Here is a 16,475-nt window from a genome sequence, read left to right on the forward strand (position 1 = left end):
ATTTTGAAAAATAAAGATTTAAATATATTAATAGTCGAAGATGAAGTTATAAGTACACAGTATTTGATAGATATTTTGGAGTCACTTGATTTTACAGATATCTATGATGCAACAAATATGGATGATGCTTTAGATATAGTAAAAAATTATAATATAGACATAGTTTTTATGGATATAAATATTCAAGGATCAACAGACGGTATAGCTGGTGCCAAGCTCTTAAATAAGCACTGTTTTTTACCTATCATTTTTACAACTGCTTATGGAGATTCTGATACTATATCAGAAGCAAGTGATACGAACGCATTTGGATATCTTATTAAACCTTTTGAAGCGAATGAAGTTGAAGCTGCATTATCAATAACTTTAAAAAGAGTTGAATATTCTATGAATAAATCAAATTATGAAAATACAGCAAAAAATGATGTCGTAGACCTAGGAATGCAACAAAAATATGACTTTTCAAATAAAACATTTTATATTAATAATATAGCTATTGACTTAACAACAAATGAGCTTGAGGTTTTATATGTTTTTTCTAAAAACTTAAACCAAAATGTCTCTTATGATAGATTAAAAGAAAGTGTATGGAACAATAAAGATATATCAAACTCAACGATACGAGATACCGTATCAAGGTTAAAAAGAAAAACTCCAAATTTATATATTGATAATATTATAAATTTTGGATATATTTTAAAAAGGTAGGATGAACCCACCTCTTTTGCATCAGTGATTTACTTTTCTACTTAAAGCTTTTTCAACAGATGCTATTTTAGTTTTTAGTCTGTTTTTCGTATTTTTACGGATATCAAATTTTAAAGATGAGTAGACTCTTTCGCAGTCACTTAGTTGCTCGTAAGCCAGTTCAATGATAGCTAAGGCTTCTTTCATCGTGTCTGTCTCAATTACCGTACCCATTGGTGTCAGTTTATAGGACACACCTGACTTGTCTATGGCATCTATGATCTTGCTGACCTGAGCAGAAACAGAAGAGCCTTCTCTGCACTCATCTGAAGTCGGGAACATTGCAAATTCCAATAGTACGCTCATTTGTAACTCCTCTTAAGATAGTGTGTCGTACATATCAACACGACCAAACTTTTGTGCAAGCATAGGAGCTGTCACACCTCTAGCATTAGCAATAGACTTATCAGCACCTCTATCTACAAGAACTCTACATAGCTTTGGCATATCATCCATGATAGCTTCCATAAGCGGAGTCCAGCCAACACCGTCAACTTTGTTTATATCTGCACCGCTGTCAAGTAAAAAATTTACCATATCAACTCTGTCTCTTCTGATAGCTATATGTAAAAGTGTCCAGCCATATTTGTTTTGGATATTGATATCATCAAGTTTAGCAACTTCGCTTTTAAAAAGTTCCAGGTCATTATCGTAAACTATCTTTTCAAATATTTCAAAAGTATCTATGTTTTGCATATTTATTCCTTTTATTTTAAGTAATTATTATAAGTGTTCGTATTATACATATGAATATTCAATGCTAACTTAATCGGATAATTATAAACAATAATATAGAGATATATAATATGAATAATTATTCATAATTTAAAGGTAATATCTAGACTATAAAGATTATTTAGACTATAATATAGTTAAATAACAGGAGAATTTGATGAAAAAATCAATCGTATTATTAGCTATCTTAGGTTTAAGTTCATTAGCAATGGCTGATGCATATCAGAAGTGTGTAGTTTGTCATGGTAAAACTGGTGAGAAAGCTGCACTTGGCGGTAAAAGTAGAGTTATTAAAGATATGAGCAAAGCTGATATTGTTGCTTCTATGAAAGGCTATCAAGCTGGAACATATGGCGGAGCTATGAAAGCAATGATGGTTGAACATTCAAAAGGTCTATCTGAAGCTGATATTAATGCTATTGCTGAGAAAATTGGTAAATAATTTTTAAGAAGAGTTTCCACCTCATATGAGGTGGAAATTATTTGTAACTTATTGGAAAGAAGTTCCACCGTCTACAACTATAGTTTGGCCAGTTAACCAAGAAGAGCCATTTTCACACAAGAAAAGACATGCACCTGTAAGGTCTGTAGCATCTCCCATACGACTTAGCGGAGAACGATTTACAACTTCTTGTTTTACTTCCTCATAATTTGGAAATGCTTTTAGTGCATCTGTATCGATAGGACCACCGCTTACAGCATTAACACGGATGTTTTTCTCACCAAGTTCAGCAGCAGCATAACGAACCATCGTCTCAACAGCGGCTTTATTTGTACCATGACCAGCATAGTTTGGAGTGTAGACAAGGTTACCAGTAGAACTCATAGAGATGATAGAACCACCACCAGTTTTTTCCATTCTTTTAGTAGCCTCTTGAGCACCAACTACAAATGCTTCAACAGTAGCAGTCCAGATGTTACCAAGACCTTTTGGTTTAAGTCTCATAAACGGAGCAAAACCACCAACTACAGCACGACCAGAAATAATAGCATTTGAGATGAAGTAGTCAAGTCTGTCAAAGTCTTCGTCAAACTCTTTATATACATCTTTGTAAGTAAGAGGCTCTAAGATATTTAGTTTATAAGCACGAGCTTTAACACCGTACTTTGATTCAACATCAGAGATAATCTCGGTTGCAGCATCGGCACTCGAAGCGTAAGTAAATGCCACATCACAACCTTTTTCTGCAAATGCATAAACGATAGCTTTACCGATACCGCGAGTTCCGCCACTGATAAATAAAGTTTTTCCCTGCATAGTCTTTTCGCTCATTCTTATAGTCCTTTAATTTCGTAATTTTTCATAACTTCTTCGATCTTTTTCATATTCTCAACACTTGGGCGTACCAGTGGAAGTCTATACTCTAAGGTATCGATAAGACCGGCAATATACATAGCTGCTTTTATAGGCACAGGGTTTGATTCACAGAACATTACTGCATTTAGTGGGTAAAGCTTGTCATTGATAGCTTTAGCGCCTGCAAAGTCTCCAGCTAATGCTAGTCTAACTAACTCTGATTTTAGGTCAGGCATTAGGTTTGATGTCACAGAAGTGATTCCAGCTCCACCATTTGCTAACATAGGAAAGTCAATAGCATCATCACCAGAAAATACTTTAAGCTCAGGGCGACGAGAAAGAAGCTCAATTGTACGTTCTAGGCTTCCTGTCGCTTCTTTGATACCATATATGTTTTTCACATCATCAAAAAGTCTGATAACTGTATCTGCTTCGATGTCAACAACTGTACGACCAGGAACATTGTAAAGCATAAAAGGGAGATCAGGTACAGTTTCAGCTATTGCTTTATAGTGCTGATAAAGACCCTCTTGAGAAGGTTTTACATAGTATGGAGCTACTGAAAAAATTGCATCTACGCCACATTCTTGTGCATTTTTAGCAGCATTTATAGCTTCTGATGTAGAATTACTTCCAGCACCTGCAAGAACTTTAGTATTAGTTCCTTTACAAACCTCTACAGCTATTTCCATACATCTTTTGTCTTCATCATATGACAAAGTTGCACTTTCACCAGTAGTTCCTACCGGACATACTGCATTCATACCGTTATTGATCTGTCTTTGTACAAGCGCAGCATACGACTGCTCATCAAGTTTCCCATTTTTAAATGGAGTTATCAATGCTGTAGAAGAACCAGTTACTATATTCATTTATTGCCCTTAGTGAAAAATCTTGTGAAGAATTTTTTTATGTATTTAATAATGCGCAATTATATCGAAAAACTATTAAAACTGTATTTTGTTATAACAAAACAACATAAATAATATAGACTTATCTAAATTAATATGATGACGTAAAATAAGTATAATTAATAGTATGGTATTATCACAAAAATATGATAAATGAGGATTTTAACAGACAGTGATGAGAATAAGCAATTTTTTATATAGTGGTTTTGACTTTAATGAGGATGAAGATCTTTTAAAATTTAAATTTAAAATGATTAACTCCATCTTAGTTATTGTCGCTTTTTTTAGTACTTTTTTTGGAACACTAAGTGATCTTGGCATCAACGATATAGGTGTTGTTCACTCAAAAGTCAATTATGTTTATGGCTTTTTAACATTTATGATAATCTTTTATCTTCGTGCATCTAAAGAGAACTATCATACAGCAGCAATTTTTCTTTTGCTCTTTTCTCTTATGGCATTTACTTCTGCTCTTATATTTGTTCCTCAAGATGAGTTTAGAGTTATCTGGTTTTATCTTCTTACTTTTGTAGCTTATATGCTTTTGGGTAGTTTTAGCGGTGCTGTTGTTACTATTACATCGATTTTTATTATTTTTATATCTAACTACTTGATAGATTTAAAACTCTCAGAAGTGGCAATTACTTCTGGTCTATTGGGACTTGTGATCGGTAGCTTTTTATCGAGCATATATACTAATAAAATTGCAGACTATGAGAACTCTCTGCGCGAAAAAAATGTTGCACTGCATCTTCTGGCATCTACAGATGGACTGACAGGCATAATGAACAAAAGATGTTTTGATGAAATAACAAAGAAAGATTTTGAAGCTTCACAGATTCAGTATAAAGACATTTCTCTTATCTTACTTGATTTGGATGACTTTAAAAAAGTAAACGACAACTATGGGCATAAGGTAGGAGATCAAGTCTTAATCTACTTTTCTAAAATAATAGAAGGTATGCTTAGAAAAAGTGATATATTCGCTCGTATAGGTGGTGAAGAGTTTGCAATAGTCTTGTTTGAAACAGATTCTCAAGGTGCTGCCTCGCTTGCAGAGAAGATACGACAAGAAGTAGAAGAATCTCCGATAGAGTGCAGACATGATGTCATAAAAGTAACTACTAGTATAGGTGTAACACAAAACAGAGGAAGTGATGAACTGTTTGAGGATATATTTTTAAGAGCAGATCAGGCACTATACCAAGCTAAAGAGTATGGTAGAAATCAGGTAAGTGTTATTAACTAACTAGATATTCTTTAAAGTAAAGTTCTATTTTTTCTTTTGAGTAAGAACTTTCTTTGTCTCTGATTCTAAATACTTTTTTGTAAAAAATATACTTTTCTATGATGTTCATAGTGTGAAATTTATCATATATTTTTAGTAGAAAGTCACTTTTAATAGATAGGTTTTTAGCTTCTAGTGTTATGAAAATCTTATGCAGGTCTTCTATCTCTTCTATCGTATGTGGATTTATGTCTGAGTTGATTATGTAGTGAATCTCTTCTACACTAAAGTCTTTGTTTATAGACTTTGAATAATACTCTAGAAGTACATTTATCTCTTTGTTTCTCTCTTTATTGTAGTCGGCATGTTGAAGATAAGCATATAGTTTAGGCTTACTTTTTTGCCAGTTGTAAAGTGTGTTTATCTGAACTTCAAATCTATCACTTATTTCTCTATTGTTTAGCATTATCCAAGGCCTTTCTTTCATCTAAGACGTGGTAAGTTCCGGTTGCATAAGCAACAAGAGTATCTTTTGAAAATATCTCTATCGTTGTAAATATAGTTCTTTTTGATTGGTTTACAACCCTTGCTTCAGCTTTTAGAACTTCATCTCTTGCAGGTTTTAGGTAGTTGATTTTTATCTCAATAGTTACCGCACTGAAACCTTTATCAAGTACTGAGACAGCAGCGTACCATCCGCAGTGGTCAGCAAGTGTAGCGATAGCACCGCCATGAACTACACCAAAGTGCTGTTTATGATGTGGTTCTACATCAAAGCCAAGTTGAGCATAACCGTCACCAAGGTCTAGGACTTCACCACCGATAAATTTCAAGAAGTCTATATCTTGTTTGTCAATTTCTTGAGCGTTCATTATACCTCGCTGAGTAAATTAATACCATCAGATTCAAGTGTTTTGATTGCGTGACTTAGTTCTCTATCTGAGACCTTAAATATAAACGCACCAATCTGAGCATTTGAGAGAGTGTAAGTGTATTCAATGTTGATATTTTCTTTTGCAAGTGCTTTTATAACACTGTTAAAACTACCAATATGATCACTTACTTCTACTGCAAATACATCAGTAAAACGAGAAGAGAAACCAGCTTTATCCAAGATGGCTTTTGCTTTGTCGTTGTCACTTACTATTAGCCTAAGTATACCAAAATCACTGGCATCAGAAAGATTAATCGAATTGATAGAGATGTTATTTGATGCCAGAAGTGTAGTGATATCACTCAATTCACCTTTTTTGTTCTCTACAAATATAGATAATTGCTTTAATATTTTTGACATCTTATACCCTTTTGTCTACGACTCTAACAGCTTTACCCATACTTCTCTCGATAGTACGAGGCTCAACAAGTTTAACATTTGCATTTATGTAAAGGTTGTTTGCAAGTGAGTGCTGTATATCTTTTTTTATTTTTTCCATCTCAGCAACAGAATCACTAAGTACATCGTCATTTACTTCTACTAAGATGTCTATCTTATCAAGGTGACCTTTTTTGTCTGCAATGATTTGGTAGTTAAGTGTAACACCCTCAGTATTAGCGATTACGTGCTCAACTTGAGAAGGGTATACATTTACCCCATTTACGATAATCATATCATCAACGCGACCTACAATGCTCTCCATACGTACTAAAGTTCTTCCGCATCCGCAAGGCTCGCGGTGTAGTGAAGTAATATCACCAGTTCTGTAGCGGATAATAGGAAGAGCCTGTTTTGTAAGTGAAGTAATAACTAACTCACCACGCTCACCGTCTGGTAGAACTTCGCCAGTTTTATGATCAACTATCTCAGGATAGAAATGGTCTTCATTTACGTGAAGAAGTTTAGAGTGTTTACAGTTTGAACTTACACCCGGCCCGATTATCTCGCTTAGTCCGTAAACTTCGTGATAGTCTATTCCCCAAACACGGGAAACTTCTTCTTTAAGACCGTCACTTGTAGGTTCAGCTCCAAAGATTCCAGCTTTTAGTTTGAAGTCCTTTAGATAGTCACTACCAGATTTTTTAGCAGCCTCATACATATGAAGAGCAAAAGATGGAGTCGCAGCAAGTATTGTTGCATTGAAATCTTTCATAAGCATAATCTGTCTATCTGTAAAACCGCTGCTTGCAGGAATAGTTGTAGCACCTACCTTTTTAGCACCACTGTCAAACCCTAGTCCACCAGTAAAAAGACCATATCCATAGGCGTTATGTACAACATCTTGTGCAGTAGTTCCAGCCATAGTAAAGACTCTAGCCATAACTTCATCCCAAACATCCATGTCAGACTGAGTATATCCGACAACAGTCGGTTTACCAGTAGTACCGCTTGAACTGTGAACTCTAACAACTTCACTCATAGGAACTGTAAAGAGTCCAAAAGGGTAGTGGTTTCTCAGATCTTGTTTTTTAGTGAAGGGGAGTTTTTGGATATCTTCAAGGCAAGTGATATCTTTAGGGCTGATGCCAAGTTCGTTGAACTTTTCCTTGTAAAAGGGTGTAAGTTCATAAACTCTTGTAACTGTATCTTGTAATCTTGTGAGTTGAGTTTGACCTATCTTCTCTCTAGATTCTCCTTCGATTTTGTTCCACATTATTTTAACTCCTGTGCATCTTTCATAGCTTGGTCTAAAATAACAATGTTTTGAGCTGCAACTTTTGCATTCATTTGTGTGATTGCATCTTTTACCTCTTGCACACTAAATGGAAAACTTTCATCATTAATCAGTGCAAAACCAAGCATATATACATTTAGTCCCTGAATAGGAAACTCGCCTCTCTCAGCTTTTTTAAATGCGTCTATTTTAGCGAAACCTTTAAACGGAAGCTCAGGATATTTATCTTTATCTTTCGCATTTGTAACTAATGTTCCGTCAAGTTTTAAAAAGCCAAGATTTCTAAGACCTTCATTTCTCTCGAGTGCAATCATAAGATCAGCTTGGTTCTTATCGATTACAGGATTAGTAAAGTCACCTATTTTAATATCACAAGAAACAGAACCGCCTCTTTGACTCATACCGTGATTCTCAGTACCTAAAAATGCGATATCACGATTACCTGCACAGATAGCTAATACTTTTACAAGAAAAACAACACCTTGACCACCAAAACCGGCTATTACTATTTGGTATTTCATCTTAGTTACCTCTCTTTAAATAGTCAAAATCTTGTATGAAAGCATCTGTAGGACAAACTACATCCAAACAACCACCACAACCGGCACATAAAAATGGGTCTATCTCAATAACACCATCATCATTATACGCCATTGGAGGACACTTGTAAACTGTTGTACACTGATCACAAGCTACACAAAGGTCAGCATCTACTTTAGCAAAGATTCCCGGAACAAACTCAGGAGCTCTTTCTCTGTCTAAGATACAGAACTCTCTTACAACTACAACAGTTGGTCCGGTTGCATCTTTGTGTACATTTTTTACTTCTCTAAAGAAGTCTACATTATCTTGCATCTCATATGAGTATTGATGTTCCATACAGTCAATTCCCATACCTTCAACAATCTTTTTGATGTCAATATTTCTGTTTTCTCTTGCAGGAGTAGTCTGGCGACCGGTCATAGCAATAGTGGAGTTATCAAGGATTACAAGGATGAACTTGTGGTTTTGATATACAGCATTTAAGAGTGGTGGGATTCCTGAGTGGAAAAATGTACCATCACCGATAGTAGCAACCACTGTTTTATCCGGATCACTAAGAGCAAATCCACTAGCCATAGAAACACTGGCACCCATACAAAGGATAGAGTCAATTGCACCCTGAGCAAGAGCAAGAGTATAACATCCTATATCAGATGGATAGATGGCTTTTTTATGTTTAAATACTTTTGTAATAGCATAGTAAACATCACGGTGAGGACAACCCGGACAAAGTGCAGGTGGTCTAGCTTCTACTTCAAAGTCCAGTGAAGGTGGAGTAGCATAGATGTTTTCACCCTCATAAAGACCGATGTTTTGGAATGCTTTTAGTATCTCTTCTTTACTCATCTCATCTATCTGATGAATAGAATTTGTGTTTTTACCATATACGTTGGGAGATGCTATCTGCTCTTCAATACATGGATATGGCTCTTCAACTACTAAAACTTTATCATAAGACTTAAATCTATCTCTCATCTGCTCAACAGGAAGAGGATAAGGCATAAGAACTTTTACAACATCAGCATCTAAACTAAGGTCACTTAGTGTCTCTAGTGCAAATCCATATCCAGTTCCACCGGCGATAATAAGAGTTTTCTTACCTTCACACTTGTCAAACTCAGGTTTTAAAAGATTTTCCCAGTTATACTCTTTGATAACTTCGATGCGATTTAACTGCTCTTTACCTTGTGGAAATCTGTCCTTTCTAGGCACTGCACCCCAACGAGGTACATCACGTTTAAACTCACCTTTGTTCGGTCTAAAGTTAGTTTCTGCATCCATCTCAATAATTTCACGAGCATGACATACACGCATAACAGGACGAAGCATTACAGGGATTTGGAATTTTTCTGAAAGTTCAACACCATACTTTGTAAGGTCATAAGCATCTTGAGGAGTAGCAGGATCTAAAACAGGTATACGTGCAAACTTTGCAAATACACGGCTATCTTGTTCTGTTTGTGAAGAGTGGAAACCCGGATCATCAGCAGCTATAAGAAGCATACCGCCAAGGTTACCGATGTAAGCAGCACTCATAAGAGCATCACTCGCAACATTTAGTCCAACTTGCTTCATAGTAGCACAAGTACGCTTACCTGCGATTGCACCTGCGTAAGCTACTTCAAAGCCGACCTTTTCGTTAGTTCCCCATTCAGCATATACATCTAGATTTAGTTTATACTTGATTTTTTGTACTTCAGTTAGGATCTCACTCGAAGGTGTACCGGGATATCCACTAACCATATCAACATTTGCGTGGATTAGTCCCCAAGCAATTGCATCATTTCCCATCAATGTCTGTTTCATAAAATTCTCACTCTTTATAATTATTTATCTATAAAAGATTTCTTAATGATAATTTACACAATAATTGTATAATAATTCCTTAAACTAAGGATTATTAATACAATTATTGAGAATTACTAAAATTTATAGTACGCTATTAAACGATATTCATCAAAACTTAGTTGCGTAGTACCGCCTAAGTCAAACCAATCTCTTGGAAAGTTTGCACGTGCACGTAGTTTAAAGTTTTTTGTCACTTTGTAGATGAAGTCTAAATCAACTTCTTTTGTTTTCCAAGAGTATCCGCTTTGGTAACCATTGTATTCACCAATGTCATATTCAAAGTATTTAACCATTGCAAGCAGGTCGATGCCTGTAAGCGGTTTAAACTGATAATCAACTCCTGCCATATATGAAGACGTATCTCCAAAGTTGGCGTGAAGTGCACCTTGAGAGATGATGAAAGGATTTGCTCCACCAAGTGCATTAACGATACCACCGTCTAAAACGCTTCCAGCAGATGCAGGAGTGTTTACGTAACGAAGGTCTATTCCTAAGCCGTTATCCAGTGAAGCTTTTAGCATCGCACCATATTGAGTAGAGTCTACATCTTTAGCTCCGCTTCCAGTATCAAAAGCTTTTCCCAGAAGGTTTTCTCCAACACTGTTTTGTTTTGTATAAAACACAGATGCAAATGTATTTACATCACTAAGCTTACCTTTGTAGCTAGCTTTAGCTACAACGATATTCATGATGTCGTGGATATACTGATCCCAGATAGAAAAAGTAAAACCTTTTAGACCTGTGTACTTAGCATTTAGGTAAGTCATACCTGCTGTTGATTTTGTGTTTGTAGAACCTAGGTAAACATCTGCGATATTTGCAAATTCACCTATTTTATAGCCAGGACCAAAACCATATAGTAAACTTAGTCTAGTTAAAGAACTCGCTGGGTTTAATACTCCTCCTGCTACAGGAACAGAGTTTGCAAAACCATTTGTCTGAATCTTAGTAATGTGACCTAACTCAAACTTAGTATCAGTTACATCGCTGTTTTTGATAACTAAACCTTCAAATGTATTTGGCAGCATTCTAAAGTTATTTGGAGCTGCAAATGGTGTATTTATGCTTAGTCTACCAAACTGTATAGCTGTCTTTGCTGCTGTATAGCCGATGTAAGCTTCACCTAAAACAGTGTAGCCTCCGCCATCAGCACCAAAAAGAGTGTTGTCATTTTCATTAGCAGTTGAAGATTTTTCATCTATTTTGTTTGTAGTGTAAAATGTAGCACCTGCATCAAAGCCATAATACTTTGCAGTGTTATAGTTTAAGTGACCACCAACAGATAGACCATCACGAGTTTGTGTCGCTGCACCATCATATGAACGGTTGATATAAAAAGACTTTAACTCTCCCTGTACTTTACCCTCAGCAAAAGCTTCAGCAATTGTGTCTGCCGATACAGACACACCAGCACTTAGCAGTGCAGATAATATTAAACTTCTTTTTTTCATTTTTCTTTCTTCCTTATATTATTTAATCTCATATAATTTGAACAAGTCCAAATTATATTCAGTCACTAAAGCTTCGCCTCTGGCGAGAGAAAGCTTTCAGCTTTTTAATCGTTAAAACATTTACTTAGATGAGCTTCATCCATCTTTTTAGTCATTAAAGAGACAACGATAGCTGTTATGATAGATAATGGTAGAGCGATCATAAGCGCATCTACAAAGATAATATCTCCGCTTAGCAGTGAGTGCTTTCCAAACATAGCTTTTGAAAGTCCTAGAGATTTTGCTTCTTTAAAGTGAACAAACAGAAGCCAAAAACTAGATACTAATAGTCCAACTATCATAGAGCTTATTGCTCCAGCTTTTGTCATTCCCTTCCAGAACAAGCCTCCGATAAAGCTTGGTAGGAAGATGCTCGCACATAGAGCGAAGAATATCGCAGTAGAGCGGGCGATGATTGCAGGTTGATCGTCAAAAGCATAAGCAAGACTCACCGAGAATATAATCATAACAACAACACCAAGTCTAGTTACAGTAACAGAGTTGTGCTGTTTTGTACTTATCTGCTCAAACAAGTCACGTCCAACTGCAGTTCCCATAGTGTGAAACTGAGAAGAGAGTGTACTCATAGCAGCAGAGATAAGCGCAAACAAAAATATAAATGCAAACCACTTAGGCATCGCAGTGTTTATAAAGTGAGGTATAACCTTACCGATAGCGCCTGCACTTTGAAGTGCGTTTTTACCTTCGTTGAACTCATAGTACCAAGCGTTTGAAAGTGCCCCTACTATAAAGATGATTCCAGTCATAGCAACGATAAACACAGACCCGATAAGAACTGCACGGTTTAACTCTTGCTTTGACTTAACAGTCATAAATCTAACAATAAGCTGTGGCTGAGCAAGTACACCGATACCAACACCCATAGTAATAGTAGTGATTACAAATAACCAACCCTTACTAAGAAATACCGGCATTGAGTTCCAACCCTCAAATCCCCAAAGCAGTGAAAGTTTCATCATAAAGTCAGGTGAACCCGGTGCTAAATCTTTTATGCTCCTAGATGCCAGAGGGTCTATTACTGTAGCTTGCCAAACATGGTCTAGCTTTGTAAACGCTGCTTCTACGCCGCCAAGAGAGTCAAATGTAACAAAGACCAAGATGACCATAGCTACAAACATAATAGTCCCTTGAAGCGCATCTGTGAGCATTACCCCTTTAAGCCCACCTGCTATAACATAAGCAGTGATGATGATAGAAAAGACCATAAGTGACATATGATAATCAGTTCCAAAGTAAAGAGCGATAAATTGTGTACCGCCTATAAGAACCGCAGTCGCATACAGCGGCATAAAGAGCAGGATGATAGCCGCTCCAAAGATCTGGATGAACTTAGAGTCAAATCTTTTTGCAAGCAGTTCTGGAAATGTGTGAGCATTTAGACGGTAACCCATCTTTCTTGTCGGATTTCCTAAAAATACAAACGCTACAAAGATACCTACAAAGATGTTAAACACCGTAAGCCAAAGCAGAGAGTTGCCAAGCCAAGCAGCAACACCACCAAAACCAACGATAGCCGCAGTAGATATAAATGTAGCTCCATAACTAAGCGCCATGATAAACGGATGCGTGTCACGTCCGGCTACAAGGTAGTCTTCTGTACTCTTAGTCTGTTTATAACCTCTAAAACCTAAGTATCCCAAAACAGCAAGGTAAAGGATGATAATTATATTTTCAAAAATACCCATTACAGCTCATCCTCTATCTCTTTTTCAGTCTTATTCCACTCTTTAACAAACTCAGGCGGTTTTACATACCCATCCTTGTTCCAGTTAATCACTCCATATATAACACTGGCTAAAGTGCTAATAATTATGAGAGCAAAAGCCATATTGATGCCAAAATCAAAATATTCCATTCCTTCCCCTTAATTATTTGTAATATTTTACAAATATTGTAATTACAAATCTTTAAATTCTAATAATTAGAATTGTCAGTGAATTATAATCAAATCGATACAATTATTGCAAAGCTAAGCATAAATTAATATTAAAGCATTACAAAAAGTTATCATTTTTTTTTAAACTGTTCTTAAAGTAAAGAATCGCTAGTTTTTATTCGTTGAAATCTTTTGATATAATCCAAAAGATGAAAAAAATAATTATAAATAAAAAATATTATGGCTCCATAGAGCTTGCCCAGACGAGAAATGCATACAATATTTTCATATCTGTAATACGTGCTTATAAGACAAATGAGTATATTTCACTAAGAACTATCTACTCGGATGAAAAGTTGAAAAGTTTTGATAGTTATAAGAGTGGCGGTTTTGAATATGAGCTAAGAGAGCTGGATATGTATATAGAGCTTTCTAAACTATTGAACTTTACATCGGCAGATGCTAAGAAGCTAAAAGAGCAGATGCTATTTGTAAAAGATGATGCTTTTGTGCATCTCGACATATCTAAGAACTTAGTACTCTTTAACAAAAAGAAGCAAAGCAAAGCTAAACGCTCATACCTCTTTTGGGATATAGAAAACTTCTCAAACATCTCATCTATGTTTAGTGACATCATAGAACCTTTAGAGATAGAAGACGAGCATATTTATGTATCGTGTAACCCAGACTCTCTTTACCTCTTCAGAGCAGAGTGGGAAGCAGACCTCTTTGACTTTGGAAAAACTTTTAACTCTTTTAACTTCACAAAGTGTGACCACGGAAAAAATGTAGCAGATGGAGTCTTACTAAATAACTTCAAAGAGTTAAAGGCAAGAGATGCCAACATATATGTAATGACATACGACAGAGAACTAAAAGAGCTCTTTAAAGAAGCTTGTCATGAGAGCAACAACTTGTATGCTTTGGAGAGGAAGATACTTTATTAGGAAGTGGCAGATAGAATATACTTAAAAGTGGATATTCAACCCCTGGGGTGTAAATGCTTTATCCCAATATAATAAAAAATAACGTATTTCCTGTGCTGTTAGACCATTTTGACTACTAAAGGTAGAGCCATTTCCAATTACTCTTGCAGGAGCTGCAATTATCCCTTTATGCATTATATTAGTTCCTTATTTATCTGATAACGTTTAAGGAGAGCAATAGTTTTCCCGCTAGGGTAAACTATTGGCTCCTGCGTTTTGTTATCTTGCACTACTTATAAGTTCTATTATTTTTGTATTATTTCCAAATGCTTTATTTTTGTATTCTTTTAAAATTGAATCAATTGCTTCAATTATATATGAATTTGTATGAAAATCATCATAAGTTAAATGTTCAAAAAATTCATATTTTTCTACAAGTAATTGATACTCATTTGTTGTAAAATTTTGTACACCAATTGCATTATATGTTAATAGTATTAATTCATTTTTTGATAATTGAGCTCTCAGAATATTTGTATATTTTTTTGCATCATCTTTATTTGGTACATCAGTATCAATGTAATTTAATATTTGGAATAAATTAAGAAAGTAATATTTAAAAGTTGTATCATATGTATTGTTAAATTCAATAAATTCATTAATAAAATGATTGAATTTTGAAGTTTTTATTTCTTCATACATATCCATAGAAATTCTATGTTGTATTTTCTTTTCAAAATCTTCTTTTAATGGTTTGAAAATTTCATTTCCCTTATATTCTTTACCCTCTATCTTATCTGTTAAAGTTTCAATATTTTTAGTAAATAAATTTAGCATTTGAAAAAATTTATTTTCAAAACTTTGTTTATTCATCTCTATTTTTTGAATTGAAATTGCTTCATCTTGTTGTTTTAAAGCTTTGCTCATTTGAGTCACTGTCATCATTAATCCAATAAAAGCTAAAGCAGCAAAATGCCCAGCTAGTAAATCACCTATTTGACCTCTAATAGACCAGTAATCTTTATCAGTAATATTAAATTTAATGTCATCATAAGCCAGTAGATTAAATAAACTCATATTTGCTGTCAAGATTGTTAAAATTAAATTTAATAAAATTATGAATATAGATAATTTATAAAATCCATTTATGTTTTTAATTTGAGTTATCATCGCCCCTCCAATTACAACATAAACTATTAGTATAACAATTTGATAGTTTATATAATATTCCATAATGTCCTTTTCTTTTTGTGAGATAACGTTTGACTTGAGAAATAAGTTCGCCCGCTAGGGTAACTTATTTCTCTCCAAGGTTTTGTTAGCTTACTTAATATTTAAAGTTTGTATCATTTAATAGCAAACTAAATTTACTTAATATATTTAACTCACAAGGATAGAATGTACCAGTTGGTCTTATTCTAATTCCACCTAATCTTTTAAATTCTATTAATTCATTATTTTTTAAAAATTCTGAAAATTCTGAAAAATGATTAATTTCAGTTTCGCTTAATTCAAATTCAATGTTTTTACCACTTTTTAATGCAGGGATAATATCGGAATTGTATATATTGATTTTTTCAAATACTATATTACACTCATCCCAAAAAGTATATTTTGACTCAAATTCATTAACTTTATCTATAAAATCTTGAAAATTTATTTTTGGTGTTTTAGCTCCAATTGCATTAGCTATAACTGGAAATATTAGTTTTAAACTTGATACTTCATTTGCTGTTGTAGCTTGTAATAAATTTAATGGCATTGGTAAACTAGATGGTATCATTCCAGAATGACAAAGTGGTATAACTGAAATATCTCGTATCCATCCAGCACCCGCTTCAAAATTAATCCAAGGTCTTTGAATTGATTTAGGACTACATAAAATTACTTCAATAGAACATTCTTTTAAAGACTTTGTTATTCCATCAAGCCATTTTTGTCCCATAGCAATACTTTGTGAATCAGATGACACAAATACTTCTATCATTCCTAAAAATGATTCTTCAATAAGTTCTTTAAATGCGATTGCAATTTCTTTTTCCTCAGTAATATGAGATATAAATATAATCTTTTTGTCATTCATCTTTAAAATTCCTTTTTTTCAGCTAACGGGGGCGCGGGTGAGTAACGCCCAAATTAAAAATTTCAATTTTTTGTTTGGGTGCTTTCTCCTCCCGCTTGTTATCTGGCGCTGAGCGACAGATGACCAGTGGGTGTTCAACCCGCGCCCCCGTTATCCGGTCA

19 protein-coding genes are annotated in these 16,475 nt (G+C 34.7%); 4 read left to right on the forward strand and 15 right to left on the reverse strand.

Features of this window, described 5'->3' with window-relative positions; translation table 11 throughout:
* Window positions 1–3 precede the first annotated feature (3 nt).
* Window positions 4–708, forward strand: coding sequence for a response regulator (locus tag ABZC13_RS06320; protein WP_373001467.1), 705 nt, complete (start codon window positions 4–6; stop codon window positions 706–708).
* Between the two features lie 21 nt (window positions 709–729).
* Here ABZC13_RS06320 and ABZC13_RS06325 read toward each other — a convergent pair whose 3' ends face one another.
* Window positions 730–1,053 (reverse strand): MTH1187 family thiamine-binding protein, encoded by a 324-nt coding sequence (locus tag ABZC13_RS06325; protein WP_373001469.1) that lies wholly within the window; start codon window positions 1,051–1,053, stop codon window positions 730–732.
* A gap of 12 nt (window positions 1,054–1,065) precedes the next feature.
* Window positions 1,066–1,443, reverse strand: coding sequence for an ankyrin repeat domain-containing protein (locus tag ABZC13_RS06330; RefSeq protein WP_373001471.1), 378 nt, complete (start codon window positions 1,441–1,443; stop codon window positions 1,066–1,068).
* A 196-nt stretch (window positions 1,444–1,639) separates the two neighbouring features.
* Between ABZC13_RS06330 and ABZC13_RS06335 the strand changes: the two genes are divergently transcribed.
* Entirely contained in the window at window positions 1,640–1,924 is a 285-nt protein-coding gene (locus ABZC13_RS06335; RefSeq protein WP_373001473.1) for a cytochrome c, read from the forward strand.
* Between the two features lie 48 nt (window positions 1,925–1,972).
* Here the strand turns inward: ABZC13_RS06335 and ABZC13_RS06340 are convergent, their stop codons facing one another.
* Both ABZC13_RS06340 and dapA read right to left on the reverse strand, forming a co-directional pair.
* Window positions 1,973–2,755, reverse strand: coding sequence for an enoyl-ACP reductase (locus ABZC13_RS06340; RefSeq protein ID WP_373001475.1), 783 nt, complete (start codon window positions 2,753–2,755; stop codon window positions 1,973–1,975).
* A gap of 2 nt (window positions 2,756–2,757) precedes the next feature.
* Complete coding sequence (dapA, locus tag ABZC13_RS06345) at window positions 2,758–3,651, reverse strand: 4-hydroxy-tetrahydrodipicolinate synthase (protein WP_373001477.1); 894 nt, start codon at window positions 3,649–3,651, stop codon at window positions 2,758–2,760.
* A gap of 214 nt (window positions 3,652–3,865) precedes the next feature.
* Here dapA and ABZC13_RS06350 point away from each other — a divergent pair, with 214 nt between their 5' ends.
* The gene (locus tag ABZC13_RS06350; RefSeq protein WP_373001479.1) at window positions 3,866–4,939 is read left to right on the forward strand and encodes a GGDEF domain-containing protein; all 1,074 of its coding nucleotides are present in this window, start codon (window positions 3,866–3,868) and stop codon (window positions 4,937–4,939) included.
* On the opposite strand, the gene ABZC13_RS06355 is transcribed toward ABZC13_RS06350, so the two are convergent.
* The 9 genes from ABZC13_RS06355 to ABZC13_RS06395 all read right to left on the reverse strand — a co-directional run bounded on the left by ABZC13_RS06355 (window position 4,932) and on the right by ABZC13_RS06395 (window position 13,284).
* Window positions 4,932–5,384: a hypothetical protein gene (locus ABZC13_RS06355; RefSeq protein ID WP_373001481.1), complete on the reverse strand. Its 453-nt coding sequence runs from the start codon at window positions 5,382–5,384 to the stop codon at window positions 4,932–4,934. The genes ABZC13_RS06350 and ABZC13_RS06355 overlap by 8 nt on opposite strands.
* Entirely contained in the window at window positions 5,371–5,790 is a 420-nt protein-coding gene (locus ABZC13_RS06360; RefSeq protein WP_373001483.1) for a PaaI family thioesterase, read from the reverse strand. Before ABZC13_RS06360 ends, ABZC13_RS06355 begins: the two co-directional genes overlap by 14 nt.
* A complete protein-coding gene (locus ABZC13_RS06365; RefSeq protein WP_373001485.1) occupies window positions 5,790–6,212 on the reverse strand; it encodes an ACT domain-containing protein in 423 nt (140 codons plus the stop codon). Before ABZC13_RS06365 ends, ABZC13_RS06360 begins: the two co-directional genes overlap by 1 nt.
* 1 nt (window position 6,213) lies before the next feature.
* The gene (locus ABZC13_RS06370; RefSeq protein WP_373001487.1) at window positions 6,214–7,506 is read right to left on the reverse strand and encodes a phenylacetate--CoA ligase family protein; all 1,293 of its coding nucleotides are present in this window, start codon (window positions 7,504–7,506) and stop codon (window positions 6,214–6,216) included.
* Complete coding sequence (locus ABZC13_RS06375) at window positions 7,506–8,048, reverse strand: 2-oxoacid:acceptor oxidoreductase family protein (RefSeq protein ID WP_373001489.1); 543 nt, start codon at window positions 8,046–8,048, stop codon at window positions 7,506–7,508. The genes ABZC13_RS06370 and ABZC13_RS06375 overlap by 1 nt, the downstream gene beginning before the upstream one ends.
* A 1-nt stretch (window position 8,049) precedes the next feature.
* Window positions 8,050–9,876, reverse strand: coding sequence for a thiamine pyrophosphate-dependent enzyme (locus tag ABZC13_RS06380; protein WP_373001491.1), 1,827 nt, complete (start codon window positions 9,874–9,876; stop codon window positions 8,050–8,052).
* A 116-nt stretch (window positions 9,877–9,992) separates the two neighbouring features.
* Window positions 9,993–11,369 (reverse strand): OprD family outer membrane porin, encoded by a 1,377-nt coding sequence (locus tag ABZC13_RS06385; protein WP_373001493.1) that lies wholly within the window; start codon window positions 11,367–11,369, stop codon window positions 9,993–9,995.
* A 104-nt stretch (window positions 11,370–11,473) separates the two neighbouring features.
* On the reverse strand, window positions 11,474–13,114 hold the full coding sequence (locus ABZC13_RS06390) for a sodium:solute symporter (protein ID WP_373001495.1): 1,641 nt from the start codon (window positions 13,112–13,114) through the stop codon (window positions 11,474–11,476).
* A complete protein-coding gene (locus tag ABZC13_RS06395) occupies window positions 13,114–13,284 on the reverse strand; it encodes a symporter small accessory protein (protein WP_373001497.1) in 171 nt (56 codons plus the stop codon). Before ABZC13_RS06395 ends, ABZC13_RS06390 begins: the two co-directional genes overlap by 1 nt.
* A gap of 230 nt (window positions 13,285–13,514) precedes the next feature.
* Here ABZC13_RS06395 and ABZC13_RS06400 point away from each other — a divergent pair, with 230 nt between their 5' ends.
* Window positions 13,515–14,252: a hypothetical protein gene (locus ABZC13_RS06400; protein ID WP_373001499.1), complete on the forward strand. Its 738-nt coding sequence runs from the start codon at window positions 13,515–13,517 to the stop codon at window positions 14,250–14,252.
* Between the two features lie 258 nt (window positions 14,253–14,510).
* Here the strand turns inward: ABZC13_RS06400 and ABZC13_RS06405 are convergent, their stop codons facing one another.
* Complete coding sequence (locus ABZC13_RS06405) at window positions 14,511–15,401, reverse strand: putative phage abortive infection protein (protein ID WP_373001501.1); 891 nt, start codon at window positions 15,399–15,401, stop codon at window positions 14,511–14,513.
* A gap of 157 nt (window positions 15,402–15,558) precedes the next feature.
* Window positions 15,559–16,314 (reverse strand): toll/interleukin-1 receptor domain-containing protein, encoded by a 756-nt coding sequence (locus ABZC13_RS06410; RefSeq protein WP_373001503.1) that lies wholly within the window; start codon window positions 16,312–16,314, stop codon window positions 15,559–15,561.
* Window positions 16,315–16,475: the final 161 nt, after the last annotated feature.

It is taken from the genome of Sulfurimonas sp., from assembly GCF_041563035.1.
Taxonomy (GTDB): Bacteria; Campylobacterota; Campylobacteria; order Campylobacterales; family Sulfurimonadaceae; genus Sulfurimonas.

Bases quoted from the DNA above. Each gene is read 5' to 3' on its own strand.
- ABZC13_RS06370 (WP_373001487.1), bottom strand. From the start codon at position 7,506: ATGTGGAACAAAATCGAAGGAGAATCTAGAGAGAAGATAGGTCAAACT.
- ABZC13_RS06410 (WP_373001503.1), bottom strand. From the start codon at position 16,314: ATGAATGACAAAAAGATTATATTTATATCTCATATTACTGAGGAAAAA.
- dapA (WP_373001477.1), bottom strand. From the start codon at position 3,651: ATGAATATAGTAACTGGTTCTTCTACAGCATTGATAACTCCATTTAAA.
- ABZC13_RS06325 (WP_373001469.1), bottom strand. From the start codon at position 1,053: ATGAGCGTACTATTGGAATTTGCAATGTTCCCGACTTCAGATGAGTGC.
- ABZC13_RS06395 (WP_373001497.1), bottom strand. From the start codon at position 13,284: ATGGAATATTTTGATTTTGGCATCAATATGGCTTTTGCTCTCATAATT.
- ABZC13_RS06350 (WP_373001479.1), top strand. From the start codon at position 3,866: ATGAGAATAAGCAATTTTTTATATAGTGGTTTTGACTTTAATGAGGAT.
- ABZC13_RS06380 (WP_373001491.1), bottom strand. From the start codon at position 9,876: ATGAAACAGACATTGATGGGAAATGATGCAATTGCTTGGGGACTAATC.
- ABZC13_RS06360 (WP_373001483.1), bottom strand. From the start codon at position 5,790: ATGAACGCTCAAGAAATTGACAAACAAGATATAGACTTCTTGAAATTT.
- ABZC13_RS06375 (WP_373001489.1), bottom strand. From the start codon at position 8,048: ATGAAATACCAAATAGTAATAGCCGGTTTTGGTGGTCAAGGTGTTGTT.
- ABZC13_RS06400 (WP_373001499.1), top strand. From the start codon at position 13,515: ATGAAAAAAATAATTATAAATAAAAAATATTATGGCTCCATAGAGCTT.
- ABZC13_RS06355 (WP_373001481.1), bottom strand. From the start codon at position 5,384: ATGCTAAACAATAGAGAAATAAGTGATAGATTTGAAGTTCAGATAAAC.
- ABZC13_RS06340 (WP_373001475.1), bottom strand. From the start codon at position 2,755: ATGAGCGAAAAGACTATGCAGGGAAAAACTTTATTTATCAGTGGCGGA.
- ABZC13_RS06330 (WP_373001471.1), bottom strand. From the start codon at position 1,443: ATGCAAAACATAGATACTTTTGAAATATTTGAAAAGATAGTTTACGAT.
- ABZC13_RS06405 (WP_373001501.1), bottom strand. From the start codon at position 15,401: ATGATAACTCAAATTAAAAACATAAATGGATTTTATAAATTATCTATA.
- ABZC13_RS06390 (WP_373001495.1), bottom strand. From the start codon at position 13,114: ATGGGTATTTTTGAAAATATAATTATCATCCTTTACCTTGCTGTTTTG.
- ABZC13_RS06335 (WP_373001473.1), top strand. From the start codon at position 1,640: ATGAAAAAATCAATCGTATTATTAGCTATCTTAGGTTTAAGTTCATTA.
- ABZC13_RS06385 (WP_373001493.1), bottom strand. From the start codon at position 11,369: ATGAAAAAAAGAAGTTTAATATTATCTGCACTGCTAAGTGCTGGTGTG.
- ABZC13_RS06365 (WP_373001485.1), bottom strand. From the start codon at position 6,212: ATGTCAAAAATATTAAAGCAATTATCTATATTTGTAGAGAACAAAAAA.